Source organism: Streptomyces colwelliae (genome assembly GCF_048158785.1).
Lineage (GTDB): Bacteria > Actinomycetota > Actinomycetes > Streptomycetales > Streptomycetaceae > Streptomyces.
Genome location: NZ_JBLTJC010000120.1, coordinates 1 through 15,907, shown reverse-complemented (window position 1 = coordinate 15,907; position 15,907 = coordinate 1). Strand labels below are relative to the sequence as shown.

Sequence of the window (15,907 nt, the reverse complement as noted above, 5' to 3'; positions counted from 1 at the left end):
ACGGCGGCGTCCTCCACGATGCCGTCCCTGCTCGGCGTGTTCGGCCACCCCGACGACGAGAGCCTCCTCGCCGGTGGTGTCCTCGCCCAGCACGCCGCCGCGCACGCGCGCACCGCCGTCGTCACCATGACGTGGGCGCCCGACAGCCCGCGGGCTCCCGAACTCGCCGACGCCTTGCGGGCGCTGGGCGCGGGTCCGCCCCGCATGCTCGGATACGGCGATGCCCGCAACCCGCAGGCGGCTCCCGGCCGTCCCCGCCTCGTCGACGCACCGCTCGACGAGGTGGTCGCCGCCCTGGTTCAGCAGATCCGCTCGTTCCGCCCCGACATCGTGGTCACGCACGACGCCCTGGGCCAGCTGACCGGTCACCCGGACCACCGCCGCACCCACCAGGCCGCTCTCCTCGCCGCTCAGGACGCGGGCCTCCCGCACCTTCACCCTGAAGCAGGGGAGCCCTGGCAACCGCGTGCCGTGTACTGCGCCACGCACCCCGAGTCCGGTGTCGGCGAGCTCGGGCCGCTTCTGGAGGCCGTCGGCAAAGCCGTGCTCGCGGTGCCGGACGCGTACGCCACCACCACCGTCGACGTCAGTGCCTGGCTGGAGCAGAAGTGGGCCGCGATCCTCGCACACCGGGGAGAGGTTGCCCGCGAACGGCCACTGCCCGGCATCCTCGCCCGCCTGCCCGAGGAGACCCGCCGCGACATCATCGCGACCGAGTACTTCACCCGGCTCGCGACCGGGCCCGTCCGGGGTGGCCCTCACCTGCTCACCGCCTGACGGCGGCCAACTACCCACCTCCTTCCGGGCCCGACCGGCCCGTTCCTGATCGGAGAGCCATGACGACCACATCCGTTCCCGGCGAGCTGCCCGGCACCGCCATGACCGACGAGGCGTACGGCGCGATGCGCGCCGCGGCCGCCCTGTGGGTCGGCACGTCTGTGCTCATCACGAACCCCTTCGGCCAGGTCCTGGTCCAGCACGTCGACTATCGCGACACATGTCTCCTGTCCGGCGGCGCCGTCGACAAGAACGAGTCCCCCGCTCGCGCAGCAGCCCGTGAACTGGTCGAGGAACTCGGAGTCACCGCCACCGTCGACCGCTGCCTGGCCGTCGACTGGATCGCCGCCGACAGCACCGACGCACCCGCCGCCATGCGGTTCCCCGGCGAGATTCTGCACGTCTTCGACGGCGGCACCTGGGAGGACGACCGGATCGGCGAAATCCGGTTGCCGCCGAGTGAGATCACCGGGATCGAGTTCGTCGAGCCCGCGCGACTGCCCGATCTGCTCTCCCCGGCCGACGCCCGCCGCGCCCTGTCCGCGCTGCGCGCCCGGATCAACGCTGGCGGAACGGTGATCCTTGAGAATGGCCTCCCGCTCGCCCCGACCATCCTCGACCGCGCAGCCGTCCTGCAGACCGCCCGCCCCACCTACCACTATCCCTGGCACCAGGGGCCAGCCCCGCACGACCTCGCAGTCACCCAGGTGTGGGCCTGGTGCTTCGCGCCGGACGGACGCGTCCTCGTCCTTCTCGAACCCCACACAGGAGTCGCCATCCTGCCCGGCGGCACACCCGAGGAACAGGACCAGGGCGACCCCGTAGCCACCCTGCGTCGCGAAGCTGAAGAGGAGGCGACCGCCCGGATTGGTAGACCGCTGCTCCTGGGACACGTCACCGACCCCTCGGTACGGCGCGGATACCTGCGCTACGCCGCCGCACTCACCAACGTCGGCCCCGCGCAGCCCGATCCAGCCACGGGCCATACCTACATCCGCATCCTGGCCACCCCCGAACAGGCTATGGAACTCTTCGACTGGGGGCCAACGGCCGTTGACCAGCTCGCGGTCGTCCACTGGGCCCGCCAGCAGCTCGGCGTTCCCCGGGCCGTCCGCCAACCTGTCACCGAACTCTCCGGCCCCGCTGCCTGGTAGCCGCCGCTTCGCGTTTTTGGGGACAACTGGGCGAAGAACCCGGCTCCCTTCAACAGCCGCCTCGACCGCTACCCAGGGCGCCAGCTTTCCTGGAAGCCTTCCGTCTGTGGTGACGCCCGGCCTCACAGGCACGGGGACGAATCCAAGACCTCCGCTCGGCATCCGAACTTCCTGACCGGCGAGGGCCCGAGAGCGGCGGCCCGAGATCCTTGGTTGAGGTCGGGCCGGTACGGGCGGGCTCACGCCGGCGCAAAGGCGTCCGTCCCCGCTGCGCCTCCTCGGTGGGAGGGCCCGCCCGGGCCGTCGGACGATCCTCTACTCGGGCCCGGCCGAACAGGCTCCGGACGAAGTCGGATGCCGTACGCCTCGAAGACGGCGGCGGCGAGTTGCCGGAGAGCCGAGGTGAAGGCAGTTGCTGTGGCACTTTCTCGCGCGGTCAGCGTCAGGGTTCGGGCGGTGGAGCAGTACACCCCCGGCCCGATACGGCCCCCGGGACGGTAGTCACACCGCTCCAGCAGCCACCCGGCGCTTGCGCGCAGGGATCCGCTCTGGTCGCGGTGGACCGGGCCGTCGGCGCAGCGTATGGCTGCGGCCTGGACGGGAGTGATGACCGGGTTGAGGAAGACGGACCCTGCCTGCCGGGCATCAGGGCCGGAATCCGGCAGGGCGAGACCGCGCTGCTCCCGGTCGGTGATCACGGCTTGGGCGGCCTCGGCGAGCGGTGGCCGGGCCCCCAGTCCTACGGCCAAGGAGTCGGCGAGGTGCTGGTAGGCGACCGGGGCCGCAGATGAACTGCGGGTGAGACACACCGTGATGTCGAGGATCGTCCACCGTCCGGGCTGGGACTTGAAGGCGCTGGCGCGGTAGCCGAAGCCGCATTCCGCGGTTCGGAGTTCGACGATGCGTTCGAGGTGCCAATCGAAGGCGGTGACGCGGGTGAGGGTGTCAGATATCTGCTGTCCGTAGGCACCGGTGTTCTGCACCGGGGCGGCACCGGTCGTGCCGGGTATGCCGCCTAGGTACTCGATCCCCGAGAGCCGCTGGTCGACGGCGAACGCGACGAGCGCGGAGAGCGGTTCCCCCGCCTGTGCGACGACCTCCACGAGGTCGTCGCCGAGCGGGCGTACGGTCGCACCGCGGGTGGCCATGCGGATCACGGTCCCGGGGTATCCCGCGTCTTCGGCCAGGGTGTTGCTGCCGCCGCCGAGTACGAACGGCGCCGTGCCTTCACCCGTCGCGGAACGGGCGACGTCGGGCCAGGCGGCGGGGTCGGTGTGGGTGAGGAACTGGTGGGCGGGTCCGCCCAGGCGAAGCGTGGTGTGGTCGGCCAGCAGCTCACCCATGGGTTCCTCCGTGTGTCAGGTGGCGGAGATTGTCTTGAGTGTGAGTTCCCGCAGCGGGGCGATCTTGGTGCGGGCGTTGCCGCCGTAGATGGCGTTGGTGCAGATCACGAGGTAGCGGCCGGTCTCCGGGGCGAGGTAGAGGCTGGTGCCGGTGAATCCGTGGTGGTACGCGACGCGTCCGCCGGCGGCGAGGATCCAGGACAGCCCGCGGTCCAGGCCCGGTTCGATCGGCGTCTGGGGGATGAGGCTGGCGTGCAGCCAATCGCCCAGGCCGTGTTCGTCGCCGTCCGCGTGCGCGATCAGGAGCCGTTGGGCGTAGAGGGCGAGGTCGGCGGGGGTGGAGAAGACCCCGGCGTGGCCGGCGATGCCGCCGAGCAGGCCGGCATTGTCGTCGTGCGGGGCGCCCCAGATCCGTGGCGCGCCGGGGATGCGCTGCTCGGTCGGGGCGACCTGCGGGGTGCGGGCGAGCGGTCCGTACACCGTGGCGTCCATGCGGAGTGTCTTCCACAGGGACTTGCCGAGCTCGTCGAGGGGGCGGCCGTGGATGTGGGCGAGGGCCAGGCCGAGAAGGATGTAGCCGCGGTTGATGTAGCGGTGCTGGCCGGGGGCGTCTTCCAGGGGTTCACGGCACAGGAGTTCGTGCAGCGGCAGGTCGGCGCCACGGTAGTGGTCGAGGCGGGTGGAGGCACGGAGCCCGGAGGTGTGGGAGATCAGCTGGCGGACGGTCGCCTCGCCGCTGGGGCTCTCGCTGTTCATCGGGGGCAGGAAGTCGCGGATCGCAGCGTCGAGGTCGAGCAGCCCGGCATCCAGGGCCTGGCCGATCAGGGGCCAGGTGGCGACGACCTTGGTCAGCGAGGCGATGTCGTAGAGCGTGTCCTGCTCGGGTTCGCGTTCACCGCACTCGGGGGCGATCTTGCCGGCCGTGAGGAACCGGGCAGTGGTGCCGGTGGTGCCGTACGCGAGGACACCGCCGGGGGTCGCACCGTCGGCGACGACCTGGTCGAAGGTGTCCCGGAGGCGGGTGATGTCATCGGCGGTGAACGGGACGGGCATCAGCGGCCTCCGGGGATGGTGGTGATCTCGGCTCCCAGCGTGGCCAAGTTGGGCAGCAGGTGGCCGTAGCCGCGCCGGAGATGGAACATCCCTCGGATCGTAGAGGTGCCGTCGGCGGCGAGTGCGGCGATCAGAAGGGCGGTCACCGCACGGATGTCCGCGGCCTGCGCCTCGGCTCCGCGCAGCCGCACGGGCCCGCGTACGCGGATCGTCGACCCGTCGGCCGTGATGTCAGCGCCGAAGCCGCGTAGCCCCGGCACGTGGGTGTCGCGGCGGGGGTAGACCCGCTCGTCGATCACCGAGATGCCGCCAGCCTGGGTGAGCATCGCGGCCAGCTGCGGTGCGGTGTCGGTTGGCAGGGCCGGGTGCGGGCCGGTCGCCGTCTCGACGGGGCGCAGCGCCCCGAAGAGCCGGGCCTGCATGCCGCCGCTCGGGTCGTTCGTCATCATGATGCCGGCGTCGGCGAGGGCCCGGGCGAGACCGGCGGGGAAGTCAGTGACGGTGATGTTGTCGAGGTGGACGCTGCCACCGGTCGCTGCGGCGGCCATGACCATGGTGGCTGCCTCGATCCGGTCGCCCGCCACGGCGAAGGTGCCGCCGGCGATCCAGTCGCTGCCGGACACATGCAGGCCCTCCTCGTCGAGGTGGACAAGGACGCCCCTCTCGGCCAGGAAGCGGGCGGTCTCGGTGACTTCCGGCTCGATGGACGGGTGGGTGATCAGGCTGGTGCCGTGGGCGCGGGAGGCCAGCAGCAGCGCGGACACCGTCGCTCCTAGGCTCGGTCCGTACGGCGTGCTCACATCCACGGTGAACGCCCGCACCCCGCGGGCACCGCACCGTGCGCGGATGCCGGTGTCGTCTGTGACAACCTCGGCGCCAGCGGCCTGCATGGCCGCGAGGTGCCGGTCGATGAGCCTCGGGCAGAACGCGTCGCCGCCGGGATAGGGGAAGGCGACCTGCCCAGTCCGGGCCAGCACTGCCGCGGCAAGCACCGCGGTCGTACGGACCCGGCGGCCGAGCTCAGGATGGATGACCGGGCAGATGACGCCCGCCGGAGACACCGTGAAGCAGCCGTCGTCGTAGTCGGCGCGGGCTCCGGTACCGCGCAGGATCTGCGCGCACACGCCGCTGTCAGTGATGTTCGGCGCGCCCGTCAGGGCGACGGGGACGTCGACCAGGAGGGCGGCGGCGTAGAGGTGAAGGGCGATGTTCTTGCTGCCCTGCACCGGCATCCGGCCAGACAGTGTGTGCCCGCCGGTGATCCGCACGAGGGCGGTGTCCTTGGCGTCGTGGGCGGGGGCGGTGGTCACCGCGGTCACCGGACCCGGGAGCCGGCGGGCAGGAAGCCGCCGATGTGGTCGCGGGGGTAGACCACCGTGCCCGGCCCGATCAGCGTGCCCGGCGACAGGACGGTCCCGGCCGGTAGGGCGACCTCGTCGCCGATGACGGCGCCGAACTTCGTCTGGCCGGTGGGGAGGCGCCGTCCGTCGAGGTTGACGGTAATTTCCTGGATCGCCGGCTCCGGGACGGGGCCGCAGTCGCACCGCAGTCCGGTGGTGGAGCAGAACGAGCCGACGTTGACCCTCCGGCCGATCACGGAGTCCCCGATGAAGCTGGGGTGCTTCATGAAGACGTGCCCGGCCAGCAAGCTGCGGGTGATCTCCGCGCCGAACCCGATCCGGCAGCCGGGGCCGATCACACTGTGGTCGCGGACCATCGCGCCGGCCGCCACGACGGCGCCGGTGCAGATCAGGACCGGACCGATCACCTGGGCGCCCGCCTCGATCCGGGCCCCGGCCTGGACGATCACCTCGCCCTGCACCACGGCGCCGTCCTCGACGACACCCTGTCCATCGCGCAGCTGCTCACCCCCGTGGGCGAGGTCGTCGGCCATCGCGGCCTTGATGTCGAAAACGCTCGAGCAGCGGCCTAACAGGGCGGCAACGTACGGGCCGAGACCCTCGGGCCGTACGTAGTAGGCGGGAGTGAGGCGGACATCGGTGATCGGCGCCGTGCGCGGGACGGGATTCACGGACTGCATCAGAACCTCCCGGAGTTGGGGGCGGCCCGTGGCTGCGGACCGCTCGCTCTTGAAGGTCGTCGGGGACGGGCAGCCAGCGGGAGGGGCGCTGTCCTGGCCTGCAAAGCCGTTTGCATCTCATGCAAACGGCCTGTTGGCCGCACTGTCCTAGGACTACGGTTGAAGCGGCGCAGCCTCGGCTATCGGCGGGAACGAGGTACTGATGCGGTCAGCGAAGCATGAGCGACCCTTGGGGCCGGTGTGAGGCCCGGGGAACTGATACGCCAGACCCGGCAGGCCAAGGACCTCACGCTCGCCGAGCTGGGCAAGCTGACCGGGTACTCCGGGGCTCAGGTCTCCCGATACGAGCGGGGCATCTCACCGCTGACCGACATCGACGTGCTGCGGCGATTCGCCGACGTCCTCGAACTCCCGCGCCAGGCGTTCGGCCTCGCTCCGCCCGCGCCTCGCCCGGAGATACGACACGGTCAGCCGATCGGAGCATCTGCGGCCTTCCCCTGGATGCCCACCCATAGGCTGGGCAGTCCAGGACAGGAGGACGGTGAAGATCCGTTGCGGCGAAGGAAGTTGATTGCGGGCTTGGCTGCCACGGCCGCGGCAGCCGCTGGCTCCCCACTCCTTGGGAACGGAACAGCCCAGGCTAGCGAGGCCATGCTCGGAGAGCTGCTTGTCGCCCGTCTGCGTGATGCCATGCTCGGCCTCGGGCAGGCCCCGGTGATGCCGCTGGCCGAGACACTCGCGACGGACTTCACCCGTGCCCTCGCCGACTTCGACGCCTGCCGTTACGCCAGCCTCGCGGTGCGCCTGCCACGCCTCATCCGCTCCGGACATGCGCTCACCGCCAGCGCCCGTGAGGCTGGGGACTACGTGCTCCTGGCCAAGAGCTACCTGCTGGCGACCCGCATGCTCGTCAAGTTGGACGAGCAGCAGCTCGGCTGGCTGGCCGCCGACCGCGCCCGCCAGCTCGCCGAAGCAGGCGGCGCACCCCTCGCTGTTGCCGAGTCTGCCCGGCAATTGGCCGTGCTCGCTCGAAAAGCTGGATGGCATCAGGAAGCCCTGTCGATCGCCCTGACCGCCGCCGACCACCCGGACCTGCGCAGCGCCGGACGCGCGGGAACGGCCCTACGAGGGCTCCTCGTCCAGAGTGCGTCGTACACCCTGGCCAGGCGGGGCGACCGGGACGGGATGCGAGAGCTCACGGACGAGGCCGCCGCGATCGCCACGGAACTCGGCGGCCGCACCATGCTTCGTGACCACGGCGGGGGCTTCAGCCCCCTCACCGTGCAGCTTCACCGGATCAGCGCCGAAAACCATGCGGGGGATCCTCTGGCCGCGCTGGATGCTGCCCGCATGATCTCGCTGAAGGCGCTGCCCAGCGTCGAGCGTCGCTCTCGCGCCCTCGGTGACATCGCCGTCACCTACGACCGCCTCGGCCGCCGCAGCGACTGCGTCCGAACCCTCCTGGCGGCGGAACGATGCGCTCCCGAGGAGACCCATGCCCGCCCAGCGACGAAATCGCTGATCGCTGGCCTGCTGGTCTCGGGGCCCACATCGACCGAGCTACGCGGCCTTGCCGAGCGCAGCGGCGTTCTGGCCTGAGAAGTGCCGTGGGCGAGGTGCGAAGGTCCTAACCCACTACGGATGGCCGAAGACCGAACCCGATCCGCCGGTCAGCCCGGAGGGAGCGACCGTCCATCACGTTCGGCTCCGGCCCGCTGGCCCTGCGCGGTACGAGTCAGCGGTCAGGGTTTTGACGCCGGAGAAACTCCCGGGCTCCGCGAAGGTGGATGGCCAGGCGCTTCTGGGTGACGCGGCTGTCGAGGCGGACACAAAGTCCGCCAGGGAGGCCGCTGTCAGCCCGACGGCCGGTCGGCAGCAGCGATGCGTCAAGGCCATCCCGCTGCGCGATGAGGGTGCCGAGTTCGTGGCGGGTGACGGCGTCCGGGCCGGCGAGGTGAAAGACGCCGGCCGCATCGGACAGGGTGAGCTCCCACAGGGCGGCGGCCAGGTCGCGGACGTGGACTGGGCATCTGACATCGTCGGTGAACAGGGCCCCGTCCCGTGTGCCGGCGGCCAGAGCGTGCACCAGGCGTTCGTGCTCGGACCGGCCATCGCCGATGATCAGGGAGGTCCGTGCGACGACGGCGCCCGCGCTCAGGAGCCGCACGGCCGTTTCGGCCGCCGCCTTCGCGGCCCCGTACGGTGTTACCGGGTCGGGCAGACACGTCTCGTCGTACAGGTCCTCGCGGCGGCCGGAGAAAACGGCGTCACTCGAGACGTGGACCAACTTGATGCCCCGTTGCGACGCAACTTGGGCCAGGCGCATCCCGCCCTCGGCCGTGACCGCCCACTCGGCTCCGCCGCTGCTCGCGTTGATGACCGCGCTTGGGCTGACGGCATCCAGGACCTCCTGGAGATTCGCCGAGTTGCGCAGGTCGAGGCGGTGCCACGCGCCGGCGCCCTTGCCAGGGTGCGAGTGGAAGGTGGCGGCCGTCTCCAAGCCCGCTGAATGGCCCTGGCGGGCCAGCTCAACGCCCAGGAACCCGCTGCCGCCCACAATCAGTACCGTCACGCCTCCCCACGCTAGGACTGCAAGGTGCGTCCTGGGGCGGATCCGTCTGAAGTGGGTGCTTAACGTTCAGCCTTTGTCAGCCCAGGGCTGTGTCGAAGGTCTTGCGGTTGGCCGATGTGTAGGCGTGCTCTTGCTCGGACCACTGGATGCGCCTGGCGATCGTGTGGTCGTCGGCGACGTGCGGGAACGGGCCTGCGAGGTGGCTGTGCCACCACCTGGCGTTGCGGGCCTGGCGGTCGAGCGCGGCATCGATGAGGCGGGAGCGGGAGGTGGCGTCGAGCCCGTACGCGTCGGCGAGGACGCGTACCTGTGCGGCCTGGACGGCGGCGGGCGGAGCGGTGGGTTTGGAGGAGATGCACCAGGTCCACGCCATGTAGCCGAGGTCTTCGAGGGGATCGCCCGGGGCAGCGCTGTCGAAGTCGATGAAGGCGGTCGGGATGTCGTCGGTGAAGACCGTGTTGTTCGGCCCCGGGTCGTGGTGGCAGACCACGGGATGCCGTCCGGTCAGGCGACTTCTGCGGGTGGCGTCGTGGAAGGAGCGGAGGAGGGTGCCGGCCGCGGCCACTTGGGGGTCGGTCCAGCGCTGGAATCGGGCGGGCACCCAGCCGGGGAGGTAACTGAGGATTTCGCGGCCGGCTGTGTCGAACCCGAGGTGGCGCGGAGCGCCGGTGAAGCCCTCTCGCTGGAGGTCACAGAGCAGCTCGGCGACGAACGATGACGATGCCGTGGCTGGCCGCCGGACGGTGCGCCCGACCCTGACCACGCCGAAGGTGATACGTCCGCCGGACAATGGCACTTCGTTCTCCATGGGCCTCATCCTGGCCCCCTTCGTGCGCCGAGCACTCAGCCGACTCTGCACTCGCAGGGCATTGGTCAAGTTCAGCGGCAAACGGACGTGCACGTGACACGCGCGCCACATCGGTGACGCAGCCGGATGACGCTGCACCGTTCTCTCCCACGATGGTGTTGACCTGTGCTTCTACCGTCCGGGGGCCGGTCGGCGGACGCTGATGACGCTCGGGCGCGCCATGTCTCTCCTTCCTTCCTCCCCTCTCTTTCGTTGAGAGAGATGGGGTCGGAGAGCGTCATAGCGTCATGGGGTTGCTGGTCGGAGGGAACGTCCCAGGTCGCGGCTGGTGCGGACCAGGTGCCGGGTGCGTCATGGGCAGCGTCAGCTCGGCGTCATCTCTTCACGGCCGAGGCCGTCCCCGGCGCCTCGTCGGTCGTCGGGGTAGGCGGCTGAAAGTCCGCGGGGTGGCTTCGGTCTGTGCGGGCCGGTCTCCCGGGGGTGTCAGGGACGTGCTGAAGGCCCGCGCGTCTCGGATGGCGGCGGGTTCGGTGACGGGATTGGTGGCTGGTTCGCGGCCGGGCGGGAGCCTGAGGTCAGGCCGGCGGTCCGGAGTCCGGACGAAGGGTGATGAGGAAGCCTCGGGTGGCGCTGGTGCGGGGCAACTTGCGGATGTCGATGCCGCGTTGTCGCAGCGCCGGTGCGAGGGAGGTGAGGCGGGCGGAGAGCAGGGCGGTGGTCTTGGGCCAGGTGTCCGGGATGGGCCCGGGCGGCCGCAGAACCTCGTCGATCTGGCCGGTGGTGGCGCGCCACTCGGTGCTGCCGGTGGCGGACCAGCGGGTGAGGGCGGTGGCGACCGGGTCGGCGTCGATGACGTCGTCGGTGACCGCGTCCTGGGAGCCGGTGTAGGTGTTCAGGGTGTCCCATCCGGTGACCTGGTCCAGGGCCCACAGCAGTTCGGCCCAGTCGGCCATCCGCGGCTTCTGGTCAAGTTGGTCGGCCGCGTCGGGCAGCTTCGCCCACACTGCGGCCGCCAGGTCGAGCAGGCCGCCGAGGATGCGGCCGTGGTCGGCGCGGTAGTGGCGCCACAGGTCGTGCTCGCTGCGCCGGGCCTTGGGGTCGATGGCTTCCAGGGTGAAGGGCAGCAGGCGTTCGGCGAGGTCGGGCTGGAGGGCGCCGACGTCGATGCCGGTCAGCAGGACCGGGCGTTGGTAGGCCCAGGAGGTGACGTCGTCGTCGGTGTAGACCTCGCGCTTGGCGACAGAGGCCCCGGTGACCGCCCGGCACAGGAAGTCCGAGAGCCACTGCGGGATGCCGGCGAGGTTGTCCAGGCCCATGGTCCACCCGGCGGACGCGGCAACCGCGCCGTCGTCCTCGCTGCGGGGGACGTTGCGGACCTCGGCGCGGATCCCGTCGAGCACGCGCAGCAGCTGCCGGGCGCTGGTTGTCTTGGCCGTGCCGCGCTCCCCGTTGAAGTACGCGATCGGGCGTGGCATATCGGGTCTCAGCCCGGCCAGCAGCCACGCGACCGCCAGCCGCCAGGACGGCTCAGCCAGCGCGGACAGCTCCCGCAGCAGCCCGAGTCCGGCCTGCCAGCCGCCCGGATCTCGCTCAGGCAACGGGAGTTCACCGGTCAACCGGGTGCGCCGCCACAACGGACCCTCGCCGATCGGCGGGGTGGTTACCGACCATGTGCCCGGCTCGATGCACACGCTGAGCCCGTCGGAGCGGCCCAGGTCGAGCCAGGTCGCCTGTTCGTCAGCCGGGTCGGTAGCGATCCGCAGGCAGACCGGCTGTTCCTCGGCGTCCAGCGCGAGGGCGTCCATGGAGGCGATCGCGTCGGTCAGGCAGCCCTGGGACGGGGAGCGGCCGGTGCGCAGGACGTAGGCCCGGTTGAGGAGTTGACGCAGAGAACCGGTGCCGCCGAAACCGCCCTTGGCGCGCAGCGGGCGGGCGATCGGCGGCCCGTCGACGGGGACGGCGTACGCGGTCTGGTCGTGGCACACCAGCTGGTACTGATCCATGCCCAGGTGCAGCAGGATGTCGGCCTGCGACAGCTTCGGCTCCCGCTCGGCGGGCCGGGCTGCGTCCGGGCCGCCCGCGCCGGCCGGTTCGGCGGGCTGGGGTTCCCATGCCGGGGAGGGCAGCGCGGCGCGGGAGGTGAGGGGGTGGTTCATGACCGTGCTCCCGGGCTCGGGACGGTGCGCGGCGAGCGGATGCCCGCCTGAAGTGCGCGGCGGAGGGTGGACTGGGCTTTGGCCTCTCCGGGGTCGATCCCGGCCTGCTCGGCGGCGTCGGTGAGCGCCTGGTGGACCTGGTCGTGCTCCAGCAGCCCGGCCCCGACCAGTTGCCCGAGCCGGAACCCGGCGCGGTTGAGCTGGTCGTTGCGGCCGGCGCGGGCCGATGCCACCGCCTCGAGTACGCCGCGCAGCGCCGCGGCGGCGTACGCGGTGGCGTCCCCCGGACCGTGCTCGCGGGTGGGGCGGGGAAGCCGGACCCGGCGGGGCGGGCCGACGGCCGGGTCGCGGTGGCGCAGTCCGACGCGGTCCAGCTCCAGCGCGACCCACCGCGGCAGCCGTACGGGGCTGTCCTGGTGGCCGGCGATCCGGTAGCGGCCGGCCGTGGTGACGGTGCCGGGCGCGACCGCGGTGGACCAGCCGGCCCGTACGTCGACCTGCCAGCCGAGCCGGCCCGCGCCCTGCACGTACCGGCTCGTGTCCCCGGCGCGGTACCACAGGTGGATCCCGCCGGACGGGGTCTGCACGGTCAGCGTCGCCGGGGCCTCCAGCAAGCTGCCCGCCCGCCGCACCCGGCACAGCAGCTCCAGCACGTCCGCCCCGGTCCGCACCCGGTCCAGCTCCGGGCCTGGGTGCTGCGTCAGGTCGACGCCCGGCAGCAACAGCGCCTGCTCCGGCGGCGGACGGTCGTGGTCGTCGAGGTCGAACACCACCAGGCCGGACGGCCCAGTGGCCACGCCGACGCCGAAGTCTTGGCCGCGCCACCAGCGGTGGATCAGCTCCCGCTCCCGCGTTGCCGCCCGCACCCCGTGGCAGTACCGCCCGGCGTCACGGCACGCGCACCCGTCCGCATCGGGGAAGCCGCACGGCGGGCGCGCCCCGGTCGACGGCGGCCGGCACCGACGGCAGTTGCCCGCCGGACGCTTCGACCCCGGCAGCAGCGGATGCACCCACCACCCCCGCTCAGCGCACCGCAGGGCCAACTCCACTCCCCCGATCACGCCGCGCTCACCGCCTCCCGGCACTCGCCCGCCGCCGGCTGCGGCACGCGGATCTCCTCGTCGAGCGGACGCGCCGCCAACTCGACCATCCGCTGCCCCCAACCGACGACCTCCTCGGAAGCCGACGGCCGATCCGCGGCCCTGACCTGGCCGAGCCGCTGGGCGAGAAGGAGCTCCGCGCAACGCTGCCGCGCCTGCTCAGACGCCGCCCGGGCCTGCAGCTCACCGCTGCGCCGCGCCCGCTCGATGGCGAAGACCCGTTCGGCCTCAGCCTGGGCCTCCGCCGAGTCCAGCAGAGCGTCCACCGCGCGGGCCCGCTCCGCCCGCAGCAGCTCCTCGGCCAGGTTCCGCGCCTCCCAGGCCACCGCAGCCTCCGGCATCCCCTCGCGCCTCAACCGATCGGCCGCGCGGCCGACTTCGCCCTCGAGCCGGACCCGGTCCGCGGCCAGCCGACCCGCCACCACGCCCAGATCCTTCACCGGCCCGTTCACGGCAGCCGCGACCTGCGCCGCCTCCTCCACAGCCGCACGGACCGTGCGGCTGTACGAGCACACCGGGCACAGGCCAGCGGCCTCCGGGACCCCGCACTCCTCACACGCCTGTGCCGCCAACTCCGCCTTCGCTAGCTCGAGTTCCTCGCGCTGCTGCGCCCAGACCACCTCTCGGCGCGCCCGCTCCGCCACGGCACGCTCGCGCCGTACGGCGTCCCGCGCGGCCCGCAGGGCGACCTCCCGGCTCAGCCGCCGTTCGACCTCCGCCCGGGCCTCGGCCGGCGCCAGGCGGGGCAGCTCGGCGGCCATGGCCTGGACGACCTGGTGCCGCAGCGCGCGCCGGTCCCCGATCAGGAGCTCACAGCTCGGGCACACCAGACCGGTGTCCATCCGAACCTGGTCGTCGCACGCCGTCGCGTAGCACTCCGCCCGCTGCGGCAGACCCCGCGACAACAGCCAGCCGACCGGCTCGCGCACCCGCTCACCGTGCTGAGCAGCAAGCCGCCGCTCCAGCCGCTCGGCCAGCACCACCGGAGCCTGCTCCGAGCCCACGATCCCGGCCAGCCGCCGCAACTCGGCCTTTAGCGCCACCCGCACCCGTGTGCGCCCCCCGGCATGCCCGATACGGGCCCACTCCAGCCGCACCGGGTCCAGCACCTGCTCCAGTCCTCGCGGCATCGACCACCGCAACGGCACTGACTTCGCGACCACCGGCTCAGGACGCGTCCGCCCTTCCCCCGCTCGATCTGGCTGCTGTTCCCCGCGAAGCGGGCTACCCCGGCCGCCCGGCTCGTAGGCCGCGCCGATCTGGGGCGCCTCGGACTCGATCTCGCGCCCGTCCGCGCGCTCCGGCAACGGCGGGAACCCCAATGCGGCTTCGCCGGAAAAGCAAGACGAAGCTGCACCAGAACCACCATGAGTAACCACCGGCGCGTGGTCGGCGTGGAGTAGCGCACCAATAGCCTCTGCCTCCGACGCCTTGGCCCCTTCCTGGTCCTCGCGTTCCCCCAGGTCAGAAGTGCTTTCCGGTCCGGTCCAGAGTTCCTTGGCCCCCTCCTGATCCCTGAGTGCACCATCGCCCCCGTCATCCAGGCCGCCGTCCACGACGTCGAAGAACCCCTGCTGAACCCACCCCTCCCCCGGCTCCTCTGGCCTCGCCTCGCCCAATTCCGAAGCACAGTGCGCGCAGAATCGCTCCTCCTCTGGAGCGACCTCGTCCGCTCGCTGGTCCTCGGCCGGATCGGGCACGATCCGCAGCTCGGCTGCGGTACCCCGGCCGTGCGCGGCCGCCACCGCCGGCACCACCATCCGAATCCGGGCACCGGGCACACCCCTGCCCCGCACCTCCAACGCCTCCTGCTGGACCAGCCCGTCCACCAACCGGGCCGCCTCTGCCACCGAGCACCCCAACAGTCGCGCAACCGTCGCATCCGCCCGGTCGTAGTCAGCCGCGACCGCCCCGCCGACGAGCCGCACCCGACCATCCGGCCGGGCCGCCAGCACCAACCGCAGCAAGGCCAGCCGCTCCGCCGCAGCCCCCCGGCCTCGCCGAGCACCAAGTAGACCCGCGGGCGTCTCTCGCTTGCCCACCGGCGCCCACCCTGGCGCGAACAACGCCTCGCACAACGCCAACAGGACCGACAACTCACGCTTCTCCAGCACCAGAGGGTCCGGGCGACAACGAGCCTGAGCAGCTGTCAGCGGCAGCAACTCCCAGCGCAGTCCATCAACCCGTCGAGTCCCGTCGACGGTCTTGGTCACCACCTTGGTTGCCACCGCACCAGAACCACGAAGGCCAGGAAGCACGCGGTGATCGACCCAAGACTCAGACACGCCCAGCCACCGGGCCAACTGGCCTGCTCGAAGCTCAAGTTGGGACCCGCCTGCTGGCGACTTCGCCAGCAGGACAACAGCCGCCAGGGCTTCAACCAGCGGACGCCGACGAAGCGATCGGTCCGTTACGAGAGCCTCAAGCGCGTCAGAGAGACGCTCCCGCATCCGCGGGAGCAACAACAACGGCGCAGACAACGCTGAGGCATCGGCAGACCTAGGCGCGCTGGGTGAGGGCGACCACTGGTCTGATGCGTTCCGATGCCCGGGAAGAGAGCGTGGCCTCTTTGTCAAAGTTTGGGCGTAGTTCGAAGAAGACTCCTGAGAGTCCGTTTTTGGCAATACGAAACTAGCCCCACGGCTGGCAGCTATGATCTGCTCCTGTCGAGGGATATGAGGGAAACCGTCATCGCCGTCCGGCCGGCTTGGGGAAGCACAGGGGCCAGACGCGACATATTCAGATAGAGCGGGCATCACCTCCCTTCGACGGGGCTCTCCAGATGCCCGTGCCGGCGCAGCTCGAAGACGGGAGCCACCGGCGGCACGACACTGCTCTCGGTGTCGAGGACTTCCTCGATGCGCTCGGCACAGACCTCCGCGCGCGGCACCATCATGAACATG

Annotated in this window: 13 protein-coding genes; 4 read left to right on the top strand and 9 right to left on the bottom strand. The window is 71.6% G+C overall.

The features are described from left to right. Positions 1–18: 18 nt before the first annotated feature. Positions 19–777, top strand: a complete 759-nt coding sequence (locus ACNFOC_RS24480; RefSeq protein WP_416961249.1) for a PIG-L deacetylase family protein — start codon at positions 19–21, stop codon at positions 775–777. A 59-nt stretch (positions 778–836) separates the two neighbouring features. Next, on the top strand, positions 837–1,931 hold the full coding sequence (locus ACNFOC_RS24475; protein ID WP_212728833.1) for an NUDIX hydrolase: 1,095 nt from the start codon (positions 837–839) through the stop codon (positions 1,929–1,931). A gap of 239 nt (positions 1,932–2,170) precedes the next feature. On the opposite strand, the gene ACNFOC_RS24470 is transcribed toward ACNFOC_RS24475, so the two are convergent. From ACNFOC_RS24470 to ACNFOC_RS24455, 4 genes are read right to left on the bottom strand one after another with little or no spacing between them, the layout of a single operon-like run. Beyond that, entirely contained in the window at positions 2,171–3,274 is a 1,104-nt protein-coding gene (locus ACNFOC_RS24470; RefSeq protein ID WP_416961241.1) for a UDP-N-acetylmuramate dehydrogenase, read from the bottom strand. A 15-nt stretch (positions 3,275–3,289) separates the two neighbouring features. Next, positions 3,290–4,327 carry a serine hydrolase domain-containing protein gene (locus ACNFOC_RS24465; RefSeq protein ID WP_212728835.1) on the bottom strand — a complete coding sequence of 346 codons (1,038 nt, stop codon included), beginning with the start codon at positions 4,325–4,327 and terminating at the stop codon, positions 3,290–3,292. Continuing rightward, entirely contained in the window at positions 4,327–5,637 is a 1,311-nt protein-coding gene (locus ACNFOC_RS24460; protein ID WP_212728836.1) for a UDP-N-acetylglucosamine 1-carboxyvinyltransferase, read from the bottom strand. The genes ACNFOC_RS24465 and ACNFOC_RS24460 overlap by 1 nt, the downstream gene beginning before the upstream one ends. Positions 5,638–5,642: 5 nt before the next feature. Beyond that, positions 5,643–6,368: an LbetaH domain-containing protein gene (locus ACNFOC_RS24455; protein ID WP_212728837.1), complete on the bottom strand. Its 726-nt coding sequence runs from the start codon at positions 6,366–6,368 to the stop codon at positions 5,643–5,645. 240 nt (positions 6,369–6,608) lie between these two features. Here ACNFOC_RS24455 and ACNFOC_RS24450 point away from each other — a divergent pair, with 240 nt between their 5' ends. Beyond that, positions 6,609–7,967, top strand: a complete 1,359-nt coding sequence (locus ACNFOC_RS24450) for a helix-turn-helix domain-containing protein (RefSeq protein WP_212728838.1) — start codon at positions 6,609–6,611, stop codon at positions 7,965–7,967. A 136-nt stretch (positions 7,968–8,103) separates the two neighbouring features. On the opposite strand, the gene ACNFOC_RS24445 is transcribed toward ACNFOC_RS24450, so the two are convergent. From ACNFOC_RS24445 to ACNFOC_RS24425, 5 genes are all read right to left on the bottom strand, one after another. Continuing rightward, the gene (locus ACNFOC_RS24445) at positions 8,104–8,940 is read right to left on the bottom strand and encodes an SDR family oxidoreductase (RefSeq protein WP_416961240.1); all 837 of its coding nucleotides are present in this window, start codon (positions 8,938–8,940) and stop codon (positions 8,104–8,106) included. Between the two features lie 76 nt (positions 8,941–9,016). Continuing rightward, positions 9,017–9,748 (bottom strand): phosphotransferase family protein, encoded by a 732-nt coding sequence (locus ACNFOC_RS24440; RefSeq protein WP_416961239.1) that lies wholly within the window; start codon positions 9,746–9,748, stop codon positions 9,017–9,019. 575 nt (positions 9,749–10,323) lie between these two features. Next, positions 10,324–11,904, bottom strand: coding sequence for an AICE element replication initiation protein (locus tag ACNFOC_RS24435; protein WP_416961238.1), 1,581 nt, complete (start codon positions 11,902–11,904; stop codon positions 10,324–10,326). Further along, positions 11,901–12,953 carry a bifunctional DNA primase/polymerase gene (locus ACNFOC_RS24430; RefSeq protein WP_416961248.1) on the bottom strand — a complete coding sequence of 351 codons (1,053 nt, stop codon included), beginning with the start codon at positions 12,951–12,953 and terminating at the stop codon, positions 11,901–11,903. Before ACNFOC_RS24430 ends, ACNFOC_RS24435 begins: the two co-directional genes overlap by 4 nt. An 8-nt stretch (positions 12,954–12,961) precedes the next feature. Then, positions 12,962–14,134, bottom strand: a complete 1,173-nt coding sequence (locus ACNFOC_RS24425; protein ID WP_416961237.1) for a hypothetical protein — start codon at positions 14,132–14,134, stop codon at positions 12,962–12,964. A 501-nt stretch (positions 14,135–14,635) separates the two neighbouring features. On the opposite strand from ACNFOC_RS24425, the gene ACNFOC_RS24420 reads away from it, so the two are divergent. Continuing rightward, complete coding sequence (locus tag ACNFOC_RS24420; protein ID WP_212728844.1) at positions 14,636–15,019, top strand: hypothetical protein; 384 nt, start codon at positions 14,636–14,638, stop codon at positions 15,017–15,019. Positions 15,020–15,907 lie beyond the last annotated feature (888 nt).